Below are 15,010 nucleotides of genomic sequence, written 5' to 3'. Positions count from 1 at the left end.
CTATGACAGAGATACTTTACCCTTTGGAAGCGGAGGTGACTTTGGTCACCTCCTTTCAAGACGCCGATCCGATGGGCGTGATTTATCACGGTAACTATTTTCGCTTTTTTGAAGAAGCTCGCCGGGTAATGATGGAGAAAATCGATTACGGCTATCTGAAAATGACCGAATCGGGCTTTATGTGGCCAGTAATTGATGTTCAGGTAAAGTATGTCCGCGCCATTGCATTTAATCATCCGATTCGGGTCAAAGCCCGCCTGACGGAATGGGAAAATCGACTGCGTGTCCACTATGAAATCTACGATGCTCAGACTGGTCAACGCATGACAAAAGGCCACACCACCCAAGTGGCGGTGGGGATTGAAGACAAAGAGATGCGCCTTGCTTCGCCAGCGGCACTCCTTGAGCGCGTGGCACAGTGGCATCAGCATGGAGAATATCAATGCTAAACCGCTTGAAAAACCCGCTTTGTCTGCTGCTCAGCTTGTTCTCTTTCGTCACCTTTGCCAAGGTGGACAACCTAGATTCGCTGCAAAAACAGCTCTCTAGCCATGCTCTGGTGCGCGGTCAGTTTACCCAGCTTCGCCATTTGCAGATGTTTGCCCAGCCCCTCACTTCGCAAGGTCAGTTTGTGTTGGATAAGCAGCACGGTTTGCTGTGGCAACAAACAGCGCCGTTTCCGGTCAATTTGGTGCTGACGCAAGATAAACTCAGGCAGAGTATTGCTGGTCAAGCGCCAGAGGTGATCACGTCGGCACAAAATCCGATGGCATTTTACTTCAGCCGGATTTTTTTAGCCGTATTTCATGGCGATACCAACGCCTTACAAAACGAGTTTGACCTGTCACTCAGCACCGATGATGCAAAATGGACGCTGACCTTAGCGCCAAAATCCGCCCCTTTAAATGCGGTGTTTGAGCGTATTGTTTTGCAGGGCGAAGATGAGATAGAGCAGATTGAGCTGCTCGAAAAACGTGGCGATCGTAGCGAAATTCATTTCCAAGCACACAGCCATCAACCCGCTCAATTGACCAACACGGAGCAGCAACAGTTTGCGTTTTAAATCTCCTCTCTTCGCCTTTGGCTGGCTTGCGCTGGTGATCGCCGCGCTCATTCTACTACTGAAACTGTGGAACCAAAGCGCAAGCGCCCCGATCGAAACGGATATTCTCAAGCTTTTGCCACAAGACAAACAAAATCCCGTGGCCGAACAAGCCTTCTCGCACATGGCTGATTCGATGGGCAAACAGGTGGTGTTTGTGGTGGCTAACCAAGACGCCTCCTCTGCTTTTTTAGCCAGTCGCCAACTGGCGGAAAAGCTGCAACAAAGCGGCTATTTCCATCAAGTGATTGGCGAGATTGATGCCAACGCTCAGCAGCAGTGGGCCAGCTACTATTTCACTCATCGCTTCCAGTTTCTCACTGCGCAGCAGCGACAAAGGCTCAGTGAGCAACCCCAGCAACAAGTGCAATACGTGATTCAGTCGTTGTATAACCCCTTTTCCGGCGTGACTGGCACTGAACTCGCTAACGATCCTTTTCTGCTATTTCGTGATTATCTCAATGAGCTCTCACAGCGCGCGGGCACGTTTAAGGTACGCGATGGATTTCTTACCCTAGAGAAAGATCACACCACCTATGTGTTGCTCAGCGCACAATTAGCCGATTCACCGTACAGTTTGGATGCCCAACGCGCGGTCGCGCAGATTTCACAGTGGCAACAGCAACTGGCGACACAGACGGGCAGCGAGTTTTACCATACGGGGGTGCTGTTTTACGCCGATTTTGGCACTCAAAGCGCAAAGCAAGAGATCAGCACCATTGGCATGGCATCGCTTGCAGGCATTGTACTATTGATGCTTTGGGTGTTTCGTAGCGCCACCCCACTGCTGCTCGCCCTGCTGTCTATCACTATCGGGCTACTGGTGGCGTTTTGTGTCACCTTGTGGCTGTTTGGCAAAGTTCACCTGTTCAGTTTAGTCTTTGGTGCCAGCCTGATTGGCGTTTCGATTGACTACGCGTTTCACTACCTCACCGACCGCTTAGCCGCTGGCAGAAAGTGGAACAGCATCTCGGGGCTGCAACACATTTTTGCCGCCATCACCTTAGGTTTGATCACCAGTTTAATTGGGTATTTGGGCTTACTGATTGCACCTTTTCCCGGTTTACAGCAGCTTGCGCTTTTCTCCGCCACAGGCCTTCTTGCTGCCTACTTAACTGTTGTCGCTTGGTATCCCTGGCTGGCTGCGCGCCCATCAAAAGAACGCTCGTTGCCGGGCCTTGCTCTCTGGCAGGCTTGGCTTAGCTGCTGGCAACAAAAACGCGTCGCTGTTTATCTCCCCGCAGCTATTGCCCTAGCCAGCCTACTCGCCATCACCCAGATCCGTTACGACGATGATATCCGCCAGTTGCAAGCACTGCCGCCACAGCTCAAGAGCCAAGAGAGTGTCATCGCACAGCTCACTGGCGTGAACGCCTCACAGCAAATGTTGCTTGTTCGCGCCGAGAACAACGAAAAACTGCTGCAGCGCTTAGAGTCACTGGAACCCACGCTGGCCAATTGGCAACATCAGGGGCTCATTTCTGCTCATCAAAGCCTTGCACAAACGATCCATTCGGTCGCCCAGCAGCAGCAGGATTATCAGTTAATCAAAGCGCTTTATCAGGGGTTTTCCGGCTCACTGAGTCAAAATTTGGGGCTCAAGCAGGTCGCCAGCTTCGACGCGGCTTTTAATCCGGTCTTTTTACAAGATTATCTGCAATCTCCTGTCTCCGAGCCGGTGCGCTTTATGTATCTTGGGCTGATCGACGAAAAGGTTTCTGCCGCAATTTTGCTCAAAGAAGTCAGTGATTCAAGCGCAATCAAACAGTTTGCCGAGCAAGATGCCGAAATCCTTTATCTCAACAAAACAGAAGATATCTCGCAGCTGTTTAGCCAGTATCGCGTCAAAGTGATGGAACTAATCGGCGCCGCTCTGCTGGTTATCTTCAGCTTACTCAGTTGGCGCTACGGCGTGCGCCACAGCGTGCGCATCGTTTTGCCATGTCTTATCGCCTGCCTTGCTGGTCTGGCAGTATCTGTGTTCACGGGCTCTACACTCAATCTGTTTAACCTGCTTGCGCTGGTGTTGGTGATTGGCATTGGTATCGACTACACCTTGTTTTTTGCCGAGCAACAAGCAAGTCACAGTACCTTGCTCGCGGTAACACTCTCCGCGATCACCACCCTGCTGTCGTTTGGCCTGCTAGCACTGAGTGCCACACACGCCATTCACAGTTTTGGCCTAACGGTCCTAAGTGGCATTTTTGTCGCATGGCTTCTCGCACCAATGGCGATTGACAACAAAGGAAAATCATCGTGACGCTTTCACGCTTATGGCTTTTGGCCATCGTCAGCTTTGTGCTGCAAGGATGTACTCTGACACCGTCTGCCCCACTTTCAACGGTGCAGATAACGCCAGAGGTCAAGGTCACCTTACCCTCACCAAATGAACTGGGCCAACATATCAGCGCCACTCAGCTCATCACGGCCACGTGGCAGACAGAACAAGGCCAGCAGACCCAGCAGCTTCCTGTGCAGTTGCAAGTCGATGCGCATAAAGTGGTGTTGGCGGGTTTCTCGTCGTGGGGAACACGGCTGCTCTCACTAACTTATCAAGATGGCGAGATAGAAACGCAAGTCTTAAGCGGGTTAGAAAATACCCTACCGCAACCGGAGCAGGTTCTTTTTAACCTGATGATCACGCTCTGGCCGCAACAAGCTTGGGAAGCACCGCTAAATCAGGTAAAGTGGCGACTTATTGATAGCACCAATCAGCGCACCATCATTGATAATAACGGGAAAGAGACGTTCCGGATTGAGTATGAGAATGGCCGCGGTTTTGACGGCACTGTCCATTTTTACTCGGTGCAAAATCACTACAGTATTACCATTGAGACGCTCAACTACCAGATAACACAACCCTAACTGTAATAAGCCAAATGAATTCGCACTCTTTTCAACCCATTTATATTCATGGCTGTGGCTTTCATTCTGCATTAGGTTCAACCCCAGAGCAGATCCATCAATGCCTAGCGCTAAACCGCAGCGAACAAATGATCGTTGAGCCTTCGCTGCTCAACACTCAAACCGCAACGGTCGTCGGAAAAGTGACCCAACCTTTGCCTGACATGCCGCTGCAACTGACGGATTATGACACACGCAACAACCGTCTAGCGCTCTCAGCGTTAAAGCAAATTGCAGCGCAAGTCGAGCAAGCCAAGCTGCGCTTTGGCTGTCATCGTATCGCGGTTGTCATCGGTTCAAGTACCTCCGGCATTGCCGACGGTGAAATCGCCTACCGAGAGAAGATCGAAAGCGGTGCATTTCCTCACAGTTTTCACTACCGGAAACAAGAGCTCGGCAACGTCAGTGATTTTGTCGCCGACTATTTCGCCCTCACAGGCCCAAGCTACGCCATCTCGACCGCTTGTTCATCCAGCGGCCGCGTGTTTATCTCGGCCAAACGCTTGTTGCAAACGGGTATGGCCGATGCTGTGATTGTCGGCGGCGTAGACACCCTGTGCCGTCTAACCCTCAACGGTTTTAACGGTTTAGAAGCATTGTCGAACCAACATTGTCAGCCTTTTGGTGCTGATCGCGATGGGATTAATATCGGCGAAGCAGCGGCTTTTATGTTGCTGAGCTTAGAATCCAGTGATGTCGCTCTGCTTGGCTGCGGCGACAGCTCAGATGCGCACCATATTTCCGCACCTCATCCTGAAGGCAACGGCGCCGAAGAAGCGATGCAAAAGGCACTGCTCGATGCCCATCTTTCTGCCGAGGATATTGGCTATATAAACGCACACGGTACTGCTACTCCACTCAACGACAGCATGGAAAGCAAAGCCATCTATCGTGTATTTGGTGACAAAGTGCCCGTCAGCTCAACCAAGCATCTCACCGGTCACACCTTGGGCGCCGCCAGCGCGGTAGAAGCCGCTATCGCTTGGCACATCCTCAAATACGATCTGGATTTGCCGCAGCAAGGATGCCAGAACAAAGCAGAAGATATTGCAATCCGCTTGGTGGAAACGCCTACCAAGCTTAAGAAGAAAGCGATTTTAAGCAACTCATTCGCCTTTGGTGGCAACAACATTGCGCTAATTTTTGGACTCACTCATGAATAACCTTGCTGACATCGCCACTCTGCTACCACACGATGCGCCGATGATTTTGATTGATCGCGCGATAGACGTGCAGCCAACTCGCATTCACTGTCAGGTGGACATTGGTGAGCATAATGTCTTTTTTGACAGCCAAACATGCAGCATTCCCGCTTACGTCGGCATTGAATTTATGGCTCAGTCGATTGCCGCTTGGTCAGGTTATCATGCACTGCAGAAAGGCGAACAGCCACCGATCGGTTTCTTACTCGGCAGCCGCCGTTATCAAGCCCATTACGATCTTTTCCTCCAGGGGCAAACGCTGGATATTTTCGCCGAACAAATCATGCAAGACAGCGGTATGGCCGTCTTTAGCGGTCAAATCGAATTGGCTGGCCAATTGCTGGCACAATGCCAGTTGAATGTTTACGTACCAACCGAAGAAAAATTACAAGAAATGAAAATCAGGAGTCAACAATGACCCGACAAGTGTTAGTCACCGGGGCCAGTAAAGGAATTGGTAAAGCCATTGCGATTCAATTGGCAAAAGATGGGTTTTCCGTCGCCGTTCATTACATGGGAGACAAAAACGGCGCTGAAGAAACCTTAGCGGCCATTCAGGAACAAGGCGGCACAGGCCGTTTAATCCAGTTTGATATCAGTGATCGCGCCCAATGCCGAGAACAGATTGAAGCCGACATCGCCGCTCACGGCGCTTATTATGGCGTGGTCAACAATGCTGGCATCACACGCGATACTGCGTTTCCAGCGATGACAGAGGCAGAATGGGATGGCGTGATCCACACCAATCTCGACAGTTTCTACAACGTGCTGCACCCATGCGTCATGCCGATGGTGCAAAAGCGTCAAGGTGGGCGCATCGTCACGCTGGCATCGGTGTCTGGCTTGATGGGCAACCGTGGCCAAACCAACTATGCGGCAGCAAAAGCGGGCGTGATTGGCGCAACCAAATCGCTGGCACTTGAACTGGCGAAACGCAGAATCACCGTTAACTGTGTTGCGCCCGGCTTAATCGATACAGGCATGGTCGATGAACACGTCAAAGAGCATGCATTACCGCAAGTGCCGATGCGCCGTATGGGGCAACCTGAAGAGATTGCAGGTTTGGTCAGCTATCTGATGTCCGACATCGCCGGGTATGTTACCCGCCAAGTGATTTCGGTCAACGGAGGTTTAATATGAACCGCAGAGTCGTTGTCACTGGCATGTCTGGTGTGACCGCGTTTGGTCATGATTGGGCCAGCGTTGAGCCGCGTCTCAAAGCTTTAGAAAATGCCACGCGCTACATGGAAAACTACGCGCAGTATGAAGGGCTCAACACCAAACTCGCCGCCCCTGTGGTCGATTTTGAACTCCCATCGCACTATAAACGCAAGCAGGTACGTGGCATGGGGCGCGTCTCCAAACTCGCCACCGTCGCCACGGAAAATGCGCTCAAGCAAGCTGGCTTAATAGGTCATAAGGTGCTAACCAACGGCCAAACCGGCATCGCTTATGGTTCATCAACTGGCTCTACCGATGCGATCGGTGCTTTCGGCGTGATGCTCAACGAGAAAACCACCAAAGCGATCACCGCGACCACTTATGTACAGATGATGCCGCACACCACCGCCGTTAACGTTGGCTTGTTTTTCGGTTTACGTGGCCGAGTGATTCCCACCAGCAGCGCTTGCACGTCCGGTAGTCAAGCGATTGGCTATGCGTATGAGGCCATCAAGCACGGTTACCAAACCGTCATGGTCGCAGGTGGAGCAGAAGAGTTATGCCCGACAGAGTCCGCCGTTTTTGACACCCTTTTTGCCACCAGTCTGAAAAACGATGCACCGAAAACGACGCCAAGCCCTTATGACAAAGATCGTGACGGGCTGGTGATTGGCGAAGGCGCGGGAACACTGGTGCTGGAAGAGTATGAACATGCGGTGGCTCGCGGGGCGAAGATCTACGCAGAAATTATCGGTTTCGCCAGCAATTGCGATGCGGCGCACGTCACTCAGCCACAAATGGAAACGATGCAAATCTGTATGGAGATGGCACTGCAAAACGCCAATCTACATCCGAAACACATCGGCTACGTGTCGGCCCACGGCACCGCCACCGACAGAGGTGACATTGCCGAAAGCAACGCCACACAAAATGCCGTCGGCAAGGTACCTATCAGTTCACTGAAGAGTTACTTTGGCCACACGCTGGGCGCTTGCGGCGCAATTGAAGCTTGGATCGCGATTGAGATGATGAACAGCGGTTGGTTTAATCCCACTCTTAACCTTAACAATCTCGATCCGGAATGCGGCGATCTCGATTACATCACAGGCAGCGGGCGCGAGATGGATATCGAGTATCTGATGAGCAACAACTTTGCTTTTGGTGGTATTAACACCTCGATCATCTTTAAACGCGTACGCGATTAACTTGGCCATTAAGGTGCTCAGATTGTGGTTTACTTTTTTTGCTCATTAGATGTGCAAACTGGTCATTCTATCAACGAGCTTTTATTGTTGTGAAACAAAGTGTTGACCTGACCAGAACTTACGATTAGAGTAGACGCCATCGGACTGTAGCGCAGCTTGGTAGCGCACCGTCATGGGGTGTCGGGGGTCGGAGGTTCAAATCCTCTCAGTCCGACCATACACCTAGAAAGAGAGAGCTTCGGCTCTCTCTTTTACTTTCTGGCCTAAAATTTTTTAGCCCGCAAATATGGAAATAGCTTAACCGCGCTAATCTTCCATCCTTCTCTCTTCATCATTTCATGTCAGCGCTTTTTTTTGCCCGTTCACCAAATGTTCCTACTTGTCGCTTTGCATGAGAAAGAAAGGGAATAGCAGTGGGGGAAGGGCGAAGCGCGTAGAGAAGAGTTACAAGAAAATCAGGGCGAAGAGAAAGAATAAAGGCAGACAGCATCGACTTTGTCCAGAAGTGACGATGCTCTCTGCCAAGTTCAATCGCGTAGACGAATTACAAACTTAAGATCACACCAGCAATCGAGGCGCTCATTAGGTTTGCCAGCACACCAGCGGCAATGGCGCGAAAACCATAGGTCGAGATGAAGGTACGTTTCTCCGGCACTAAGCTACCTAAACCACCAATCAGCATCGCCATGGTCGAAATGTTGGCGAAACCACACAGCGCGAACGTCACAATCGCTTGAGAGTGGGCGCTCAACTGCTGCTTTACTTCCATCAATTGAATAAAAGCGACAAACTCGTTGACGACGATCTTATTACCAATCAATGAGCCTGCGGTGATCGCTTCTTGCCAAGGAATGCCTAGCAGCCACGCGACGGGAGCAAATAAATAGCCAAGGATCAGCTCAAAGCTCAGGCTAATGCCAAACCAGCTGCCAATCCAACCCAAGATTCCGTTTAACAGCGCAATCACACTGACAAACGCCAGCAGTGTCGCGCCCACCGCAACGGCAATGCGTAGCCCCGACATCGCCCCATCGGCCATCGCTTCCACCACATTGGTGGCTTTTGGCATTTCAATGTTTTCCATCTGTGCCGCTTGTGGCGAAGATTCTGTCTCTGGCATGAGGATCTTCGCCATTAGAAGACCTGCTGGCGCCGACATAAACGCAGCAGCAATCAGATAGTTCAGTTCCACGCCGAGCGAGGCATACCCTACCAAGGTACCACCAGCAACCGAGGCAAGACCACAAGTCATCACTGCAAAAAATTGCGAATCACTCATGTGCTTTAGGTACGGCTTGACCACGAGGGGGGCTTCAATCATGCCGACAAAAATATTCGCCGTCGCGGAGAGCGATTCAGCCCGTCCCGTACCGAGCAGTTTCTGTAGGCCACCACCAATCAGATTGATCACTTTGGGCATCAAGCCAATGTGATACAGACCCGAGATCAGCGCAGAGAAGAAAATGATGATCCCAAGCACGTTAATGGCGAAAGTGAAAGCGCCGGTTGCCAAACCGCCGAACAGAAAAGCGATGCCTTCCTGCCCATAATTGATCAATCCTGACACAGCGCCCGTCACTGTATTCAGCGCATTTTTGCCCGCAGGAACATAGAGCACAAGTAAGGCAAACGCGACTTGCAGACAAAACGCCAGCAGTACCGTTTTCAAACGAATGTTTTTTCTGTTGGTAGATAATAGCCACGCGACAAAGAGAATGGCCACAATACCCAGTAAAGAGTTCATAGAAAGTTTCCAGAGAGAGGGGGAACAAGGAAGGCGCGGATTGTATAGTGACAAGCGAGGGATGCAAGTCGGGAATGTTAATAAAGTGGAACAGGAGGAACAGCGGCCAACGCTCATGCGCTTAACTATTTGAAATAACTCAAGATAAACGTTTGCTATTTGGTATTGTTTCCATATAAGGAAAATGTTTCCCAACAGAGAAATAATATGTGATGAATATCACTCAATGCGCAATAGTGATATAAGGCAACAACTTTTGATCCCAGTGACAGGGTGCACCGATCTTTTGCCGAATAAATTCGATCACCGCAGAGGTTTTCTTGGGCATGTGTTGACGACTTGGGTAGACCGCATAAAACGGCATTTGCTGGCTGGCGCGCCATTCTGGCAATAGCTGAATCAGTTTTCCGCTGCGAAACTCATCACCCAGCAAATAGGTGGCAAGATAACCTATCCCCCATCCGGCAATCGCGGCATCGCGCACTGCTTCGGCCAAATCAACGGAATAGCTGCCTGCCACTTTGACGCATAACTCTTCGTCGGCACGGCGAAAAGCCCAGCTGGTGTAATCACGTTCCCAACTGCGATAAATCAAACAGTTGTGCTCGCTAAGGTCCGTTGGATGTTTAGGCGTGTCGTGACGCATTAAGTAGTCGGGTGACGCAGCAAGCACGAATTGGCAATCGGCCAGACGCTGGGCAATATATCCCTCTGGCAATTTCTCGTGGTTGGTGATCCACACATCCAGCCCTTCGTTTAACATATCCACTTTATAATCAAACAGGTGCAATTCGACTTGCAGTTGTGGGTAGCGCTGACGCAGTTCGTCAATCGCGGGCAGCACATGCAAGGTACCGAAAGATTGCGACAAACCGATGCGCACCAAGCCAGCCACCTCATCGCGCTGGCTCTCCATTTCAGACTGCGCATTGTTCACCGCTTGTACCACCTGATGGCAATGACGATAAAAGCTCAGTCCTGCTTCAGTCGGCGTAAAACTGCGCGTGGTACGCTGAATCAGTTTGATGCCAAGCGAGGCTTCGAGTAATGCAAGCTGCTTGCTGACGTGTGAGACCGACACACCCAAGCTTTTCGCCGCCTGAGTGAAGTTGCGATGTTTAACCAAGGCGGAAAAAACCACCATTTGTGCTGCGCGTTCAGATAACATGTTGTCGTCAGAAGGGCTTGCCATCACGCAATGCATGAGACAAGCCCAAGTTGGTGGTTAATCTTTAATGCGATCAGCCAGATGGCTAACAGCGAGAGCGAAGTAGTGAGAGCGGTTCCACTTCATCAATACATTGTAATTGTTGTACACCAAGTAAACTCGGCCATTTTCATCATCCGGCATCACCAGCCAAGCTTTGATATCTTGATTGAGCGTCGGCAACGCCCCGCCCGCATAATTGGTGATACCGAGCTTTTTCCACTCTTGTAAATACTTACCTTTGGCTTCTTCCCTGCCCTGCAAGGAAAGATCAAACCCTTTGGGGAGTCGTACTTGCCGCCCCCAGGTGTACTTGTCATCCCAACCAGACTGGCTGAGATAACTGGCGGTCGAGGCAAACACATCGTGGGTATTGCTCCAGATGTCTTTTTTGCCATCACCATCGCCATCGGCGGCATAGGCTAAAAACGAACTGGGCATAAACTGACATTGCCCCATGGCTCCAGCCCAAGAGCCTTTAAAATTCTCGTATTCGATATGTCCCTGATCGAGAATTTTCAACGCCGCCATGGTTTCAGCGCGGAAAAACGCCTCGCGGCGCCCTTCATAGGCCATAGTCGCGAGCGCGTCGACCACCGGAAAATTGCCGGTAAATTTACCGAAATTACTTTCTACGCCCCAAAGTGCGACAATAAATCGTGCTTGCACACCATAGTGATCAGCAATGTGCTTCAGTTCCGCACCATGCTTTTGATAAAGATCTTTCGCCTGCTGTACTTTCCAATCAGGCACCGCACGTGGCAGATACTCATCCAGCGTCAGTTTTTTTCTGGTTGGTTGCGATCCGCTTTTACCGCTCGTGGCTTGAACTCCACATGTTGAAACGCCTGCGCGATGGTTTGTTCACTAATACCTTCCGAGCGCGCTTGTACTTTCAAGCGTTCAATATATTGCTCGAAGCTTTCTGAATTCGCCCATACTGATGCACTTAGGCTCATACCGAGCATCGCTGTTAACAGTATTCTCATATTGCCCTCCTTGAGCCAATCGGCCCGCAAAATCAGCCACGCCTTTAGTCTGGCCTCTGCTGTGCTTTGCGTTCTTTATGTTGTTCGAGAAGATTTTTCGGTGGTGGCGGCAGTTGCAAGAAAAAACCATCATTGATTAATGATTCGCGAACCTTCTCCACACTGACCAAGGCCAACGTGCGACCTTGTAAATTTATCGTCATCACTGGCAGTGGCTTACCAAACATTGCCATTAATTGTTCGGGAACTTTTGAAAAATCATCCTTCTTAGGAATATAAAGATATGTACCTTCTTTCTTAGAACTTTTATAGATAGAACAAAGCATGACAAGCCTTTTTTGCTAATTTCCGCATCTGACCCGCGAAATTTAATTAAAACGTAATTTTTTAAACGAAATCACCTAAATGACCGCAAGATAACTTGCTGCGTGCAGGGATGAAATATAACATGACAACCTTAGTAAAAGACAACGCTCTTTCAATAAAGGCAAGAAGTATCGGATGTCTCGTACCCCTGATTTAAAAGGTAGCAGCTTCACTTTGTCAGTGCTGCACCTAACAGATTGCTTGGTCGACAGCGCCATTGAATTCGTGCAGGAAAAAGTTGACCAAGCGCCGGCGTTTTTCGCCTCTGCTCCAGTCGTGATCAATATTGCCGAGGTCGAAGGCGATATGGATTTCGATCGCCTGAAACAGGGGATTGCAAAAGCGGGCTTGATCCCAGTTGGCATTATGGGTTGTAAAGATAAGCGCACGCAAAATCTCGCTGCACAAGCGGGTTTCGCCATTATGTCAGCCAGCAAATCACCAACTCAAGCTCCAGCTAAGATTGCTCCAGCGAAAGTGGTGCGTACGCCAGTTCGCTCCGGACAACAAATTTATGCCAAAGACGCGGATTTGGTCATTTTAAGTCACATCAGTGCAGGCGCAGAAGTGATTGCCGATGGCTCAATTCATATCTACGGCACCCTACGCGGGCGAGCTATCGCCGGCGCGAGTGGTCAAAAAGAAGCAAGAATACTCTGCCATGATTTGCAAGCGGAGCTGATCTCCATCGCTGGAAACTACTGGCTGAGCGATCAGATCGACCGCGAATTCTGGCAACAAAAAATTATGTTGAGCCTAGTGGATGAATCACTCCATCTCGAATTGCTCACTCTTTAAGGATTAGAAAGGAAAACACAATGGCACGCATTATTGTTGTTACGTCTGGCAAAGGTGGGGTTGGTAAAACCACGTCAAGCGCCGCCATTGCCTCTGGCCTCGCGCTACAAGGCAAAAAAACGGCCGTGATCGATTTTGATATTGGCCTGCGTAACTTAGACCTTATCATGGGCTGTGAACGTCGCGTTGTATACGATTTCGTCAACGTGATTAACGGCGAAGCCACGCTTAATCAAGCGATGATTAAAGACAAGCGCACTGAGAACCTGTTCATTCTGCCTGCATCGCAAACCCGCGATAAAGACGCGCTGACCAAAGATGGCGTAAAGCGCGTGCTGGATCAATTGGATGAAATGGGCTTTGATTTTGTCATTTGTGACTCGCCTGCAGGCATCGAGCAAGGTGCGCTGATGGCGCTATACTATGCAGATGAAGCGATTGTCACCACCAATCCAGAAGTCTCTTCCGTTCGCGACTCCGACCGGATTCTCGGCATTTTGGATTCAAAATCACTGCGCGCCGAGCAAGGGCTTGAGCCCGTGAAACAGCACTTGTTGTTAACACGTTATAACCCCACGCGTGTGAGCCAAGGCGAGATGCTCAGTGTGGAAGACGTGGAAGAGATCCTGCACATCTCTCTGCTTGGTGTCATTCCAGAAAGCCAAGCGGTGCTAAATGCTTCGAATAAAGGGGTGCCAGTCATTTTTGATGAAGCATCGGATGCCGGTATGGCTTACGCGGATACGGTCGAACGTCTACTCGGTAACCAGGTGGATTTTCGTTTCCTGACGGAAGAGAAGAAAGGACTGTTCAAAAGACTGTTCGGAGGCTAGTTTATGTCACTTTTAGAGTTTTTCCGCCCACAGAAAAAGAGTTCTGCCAGCTTGGCGAAAGAACGTCTGCAAATTATTGTGGCGGAACGTCGTAGCCAGAACGATCCCGCGCCTTCTTATCTCCCTCAGTTGAAAGAAGATATTTTGAAAGTGATCAGCAAGTATGTTGCGGTTGACCCATCGATGGTTGATCTCACTTTCGAACATAAAGACGATGATATTTCGGTTCTGGAGCTAAACGTCAAGTTACCCGACGAAGAGAAATAAGCGCAGGCACTGTAAAGACACATGCTGTAAAAACACATATTGTTGTGCTTTGCTTGCAAAAAAAGACAGACGATCAAATCGTCTGTCTTTTTTATATTGCACATATTCTGCACTTAGATTAGAGCATTCATTTTTTCGCCCAATATGGGCAAACGCCAACCTTGCATCAGATCCGGCAAACTCTCTGGAGCGCGGTCTTTTTTCCACACCCAAGAAATCAGTTGGTTGATTTGCTTCTTCGATGCCAAAAACTCTGCGGCCAAGCCGGTGTTTTTCGTCACTAGAGTTACTTGATCTTTGAGCTGCTTAAACAGCTGCTTATAGCCCGGCAAGTCCATCAAACGGTCTATCTCTTCAGGATACTCGTCCGCCGGCGTCGTGAGCGCCTCTCTGACAATGGCCGCAATTTTATTGCCATGACGCTGCACGGAACGCAAATCCATTCCCTCTTGCTCCATGCGTTTAAAGCTAGTGAGGCCCAAACGGGCAACTGTTAGCAAATCTTGCTCTTTAAAGACAAAGTTGAGCGCCAAATCACGACGAATCGCCTCCTGCATCCGCCAAGTCGCCAGCGGCTTCAAGATGGCCAATTCACGCGGTTTGAGCTGCCATGCCCCTTTGATATCAAGATAGGCGTTTGCTAAATCTGGGGTGCGCACGCGTTTGCCCGCCAGCAGTTCACTCTCTTGCTGTGCGGCTTGCCACCAGCCTGCCTGTTGCACTTGCTCTTGCAAAATGTCATACAGCGGCAACAAATAATGCACGTCAGCCGCAGCATACTCTAGCTGTTTGTCTGACAATGGACGCGCTAGCCAGTCTGTGCGGGATTCACTTTTATCCAGTTGTACATGTAAATATTGCTCAACCAAAGCGGCAAAGCCGGTAGAAAGTCCGTGACCCAGAAAGGCCGCCATAATTTGTGTATCAACCATAGGAACTGGCGTGCAACCAAAGGCGTTGTGAAACACTTCTAAATCTTCGCCGCAAGCGTGCAGCACTTTAATCACCGCGGTGTCTTGCAACAACTCAACGAAAGCATCCATCTCTTTCAATGTCGTTGGGTCGATGAGTGACAAGTTCTCCCCGTCAAACAACTGAATCAAGCCAAGTTGAGGATAGTAGGTTCGCGTTCGAACAAATTCGGTATCCAACATCACCACATCCGCTTGTCGCGCTTGGTAGCAGACCCTATTCAGCTCTTTTTCATCGGTAATAATCTGATAATTCACTCG

15 protein-coding genes, 1 tRNA gene and 1 pseudogene are annotated in these 15,010 nt (G+C 50.0%); 12 read left to right on the top strand and 5 right to left on the bottom strand.

Going from position 1 to position 15,010, the window contains the following annotated elements:
* Window positions 1–2: 2 nt before the first annotated feature.
* The 9 genes from EA26_RS05135 (at window position 3) to EA26_RS05095 (ending at window position 7,791) form a co-directional block, all read left to right on the top strand.
* A complete protein-coding gene (locus tag EA26_RS05135) occupies window positions 3–449 on the top strand; it encodes an acyl-CoA thioesterase (protein ID WP_039424910.1) in 447 nt (148 codons plus the stop codon).
* Window positions 443–1,063, top strand: coding sequence for an outer membrane lipoprotein carrier protein LolA (locus EA26_RS05130; RefSeq protein WP_039424907.1), 621 nt, complete (start codon window positions 443–445; stop codon window positions 1,061–1,063). Before EA26_RS05135 ends, EA26_RS05130 begins: the two co-directional genes overlap by 7 nt.
* Window positions 1,053–3,362, top strand: coding sequence for an MMPL family transporter (locus EA26_RS05125; RefSeq protein ID WP_039424905.1), 2,310 nt, complete (start codon window positions 1,053–1,055; stop codon window positions 3,360–3,362). The genes EA26_RS05130 and EA26_RS05125 overlap by 11 nt, the downstream gene beginning before the upstream one ends.
* Window positions 3,363–3,418: 56 nt before the next feature.
* A complete protein-coding gene (locus tag EA26_RS05120) occupies window positions 3,419–3,967 on the top strand; it encodes a DUF3261 domain-containing protein (RefSeq protein WP_404975864.1) in 549 nt (182 codons plus the stop codon).
* A gap of 14 nt (window positions 3,968–3,981) precedes the next feature.
* On the top strand, window positions 3,982–5,169 hold the full coding sequence (locus EA26_RS05115; RefSeq protein ID WP_039424893.1) for a beta-ketoacyl-[acyl-carrier-protein] synthase family protein: 1,188 nt from the start codon (window positions 3,982–3,984) through the stop codon (window positions 5,167–5,169).
* Entirely contained in the window at window positions 5,162–5,626 is a 465-nt protein-coding gene (locus tag EA26_RS05110) for a hotdog family protein (protein ID WP_039424891.1), read from the top strand. The genes EA26_RS05115 and EA26_RS05110 overlap by 8 nt, the downstream gene beginning before the upstream one ends.
* Window positions 5,623–6,348, top strand: coding sequence for a 3-ketoacyl-ACP reductase FabG2 (locus EA26_RS05105; RefSeq protein ID WP_039424887.1), 726 nt, complete (start codon window positions 5,623–5,625; stop codon window positions 6,346–6,348). The genes EA26_RS05110 and EA26_RS05105 overlap by 4 nt, the downstream gene beginning before the upstream one ends.
* A complete protein-coding gene (locus EA26_RS05100; RefSeq protein ID WP_039424884.1) occupies window positions 6,345–7,574 on the top strand; it encodes a beta-ketoacyl-ACP synthase in 1,230 nt (409 codons plus the stop codon). Before EA26_RS05105 ends, EA26_RS05100 begins: the two co-directional genes overlap by 4 nt.
* A 140-nt stretch (window positions 7,575–7,714) precedes the next feature.
* Window positions 7,715–7,791: transfer RNA gene (locus tag EA26_RS05095), tRNA-Pro, on the top strand.
* A 327-nt stretch (window positions 7,792–8,118) separates the two neighbouring features.
* On the opposite strand, the gene EA26_RS05090 is transcribed toward EA26_RS05095, so the two are convergent.
* The 4 genes and pseudogenes from EA26_RS05090 to EA26_RS05075 all read right to left on the bottom strand — a co-directional run bounded on the left by EA26_RS05090 (window position 8,119) and on the right by EA26_RS05075 (window position 11,840).
* The gene (locus tag EA26_RS05090; RefSeq protein ID WP_039424881.1) at window positions 8,119–9,318 is read right to left on the bottom strand and encodes a NupC/NupG family nucleoside CNT transporter; all 1,200 of its coding nucleotides are present in this window, start codon (window positions 9,316–9,318) and stop codon (window positions 8,119–8,121) included.
* Between the two features lie 223 nt (window positions 9,319–9,541).
* Window positions 9,542–10,486: a LysR family transcriptional regulator gene (locus EA26_RS05085; protein WP_039428784.1), complete on the bottom strand. Its 945-nt coding sequence runs from the start codon at window positions 10,484–10,486 to the stop codon at window positions 9,542–9,544.
* A gap of 57 nt (window positions 10,487–10,543) precedes the next feature.
* A pseudogene (locus tag EA26_RS05080) lies at window positions 10,544–11,484 on the bottom strand (lytic murein transglycosylase).
* Between the two features lie 74 nt (window positions 11,485–11,558).
* Complete coding sequence (locus EA26_RS05075) at window positions 11,559–11,840, bottom strand: YcgL domain-containing protein (protein ID WP_039424879.1); 282 nt, start codon at window positions 11,838–11,840, stop codon at window positions 11,559–11,561.
* Between the two features lie 175 nt (window positions 11,841–12,015).
* Here EA26_RS05075 and minC point away from each other — a divergent pair, with 175 nt between their 5' ends.
* From minC to minE, 3 genes are read left to right on the top strand one after another with little or no spacing between them, the layout of a single operon-like run.
* Window positions 12,016–12,678 (top strand): septum site-determining protein MinC, encoded by a 663-nt coding sequence (gene minC, locus EA26_RS05070; RefSeq protein WP_039424876.1) that lies wholly within the window; start codon window positions 12,016–12,018, stop codon window positions 12,676–12,678.
* A 20-nt stretch (window positions 12,679–12,698) separates the two neighbouring features.
* The gene (gene minD / locus EA26_RS05065) at window positions 12,699–13,511 is read left to right on the top strand and encodes a septum site-determining protein MinD (protein ID WP_039424874.1); all 813 of its coding nucleotides are present in this window, start codon (window positions 12,699–12,701) and stop codon (window positions 13,509–13,511) included.
* Window positions 13,512–13,514: 3 nt separating this feature from the next.
* Entirely contained in the window at window positions 13,515–13,778 is a 264-nt protein-coding gene (gene minE / locus EA26_RS05060) for a cell division topological specificity factor MinE (RefSeq protein ID WP_039424871.1), read from the top strand.
* Between the two features lie 113 nt (window positions 13,779–13,891).
* Here the strand turns inward: minE and rnd are convergent, their stop codons facing one another.
* The gene (gene rnd / locus EA26_RS05055; protein ID WP_039424869.1) at window positions 13,892–15,007 is read right to left on the bottom strand and encodes a ribonuclease D; all 1,116 of its coding nucleotides are present in this window, start codon (window positions 15,005–15,007) and stop codon (window positions 13,892–13,894) included.
* Window positions 15,008–15,010: the final 3 nt, after the last annotated feature.

The organism is Vibrio navarrensis (assembly GCF_000764325.1).
In the GTDB taxonomy this organism is placed as follows: domain Bacteria; phylum Pseudomonadota; class Gammaproteobacteria; order Enterobacterales; family Vibrionaceae; genus Vibrio; species Vibrio navarrensis.
This window is presented reverse-complemented; position numbering and strand designations above follow the sequence as displayed.

What these genes read in the sequence shown, in the direction of transcription:
- EA26_RS05135 (WP_039424910.1), top strand. Translation starts at nt 3, where the DNA reads ATGACAGAGATACTTTACCCTTTGGAAGCGGAGGTGACTTTGGTCACC.
- EA26_RS05130 (WP_039424907.1), top strand. Translation starts at nt 443, where the DNA reads ATGCTAAACCGCTTGAAAAACCCGCTTTGTCTGCTGCTCAGCTTGTTC.
- EA26_RS05115 (WP_039424893.1), top strand. Translation starts at nt 3,982, where the DNA reads ATGAATTCGCACTCTTTTCAACCCATTTATATTCATGGCTGTGGCTTT.
- EA26_RS05110 (WP_039424891.1), top strand. Translation starts at nt 5,162, where the DNA reads ATGAATAACCTTGCTGACATCGCCACTCTGCTACCACACGATGCGCCG.
- EA26_RS05105 (WP_039424887.1), top strand. Translation starts at nt 5,623, where the DNA reads ATGACCCGACAAGTGTTAGTCACCGGGGCCAGTAAAGGAATTGGTAAA.
- EA26_RS05100 (WP_039424884.1), top strand. Translation starts at nt 6,345, where the DNA reads ATGAACCGCAGAGTCGTTGTCACTGGCATGTCTGGTGTGACCGCGTTT.
- EA26_RS05090 (WP_039424881.1), bottom strand. Translation starts at nt 9,318, where the DNA reads ATGAACTCTTTACTGGGTATTGTGGCCATTCTCTTTGTCGCGTGGCTA.
- EA26_RS05085 (WP_039428784.1), bottom strand. Translation starts at nt 10,486, where the DNA reads ATGTTATCTGAACGCGCAGCACAAATGGTGGTTTTTTCCGCCTTGGTT.
- EA26_RS05075 (WP_039424879.1), bottom strand. Translation starts at nt 11,840, where the DNA reads ATGCTTTGTTCTATCTATAAAAGTTCTAAGAAAGAAGGTACATATCTT.
- minC (WP_039424876.1), top strand. Translation starts at nt 12,016, where the DNA reads ATGTCTCGTACCCCTGATTTAAAAGGTAGCAGCTTCACTTTGTCAGTG.
- minD (WP_039424874.1), top strand. Translation starts at nt 12,699, where the DNA reads ATGGCACGCATTATTGTTGTTACGTCTGGCAAAGGTGGGGTTGGTAAA.
- minE (WP_039424871.1), top strand. Translation starts at nt 13,515, where the DNA reads ATGTCACTTTTAGAGTTTTTCCGCCCACAGAAAAAGAGTTCTGCCAGC.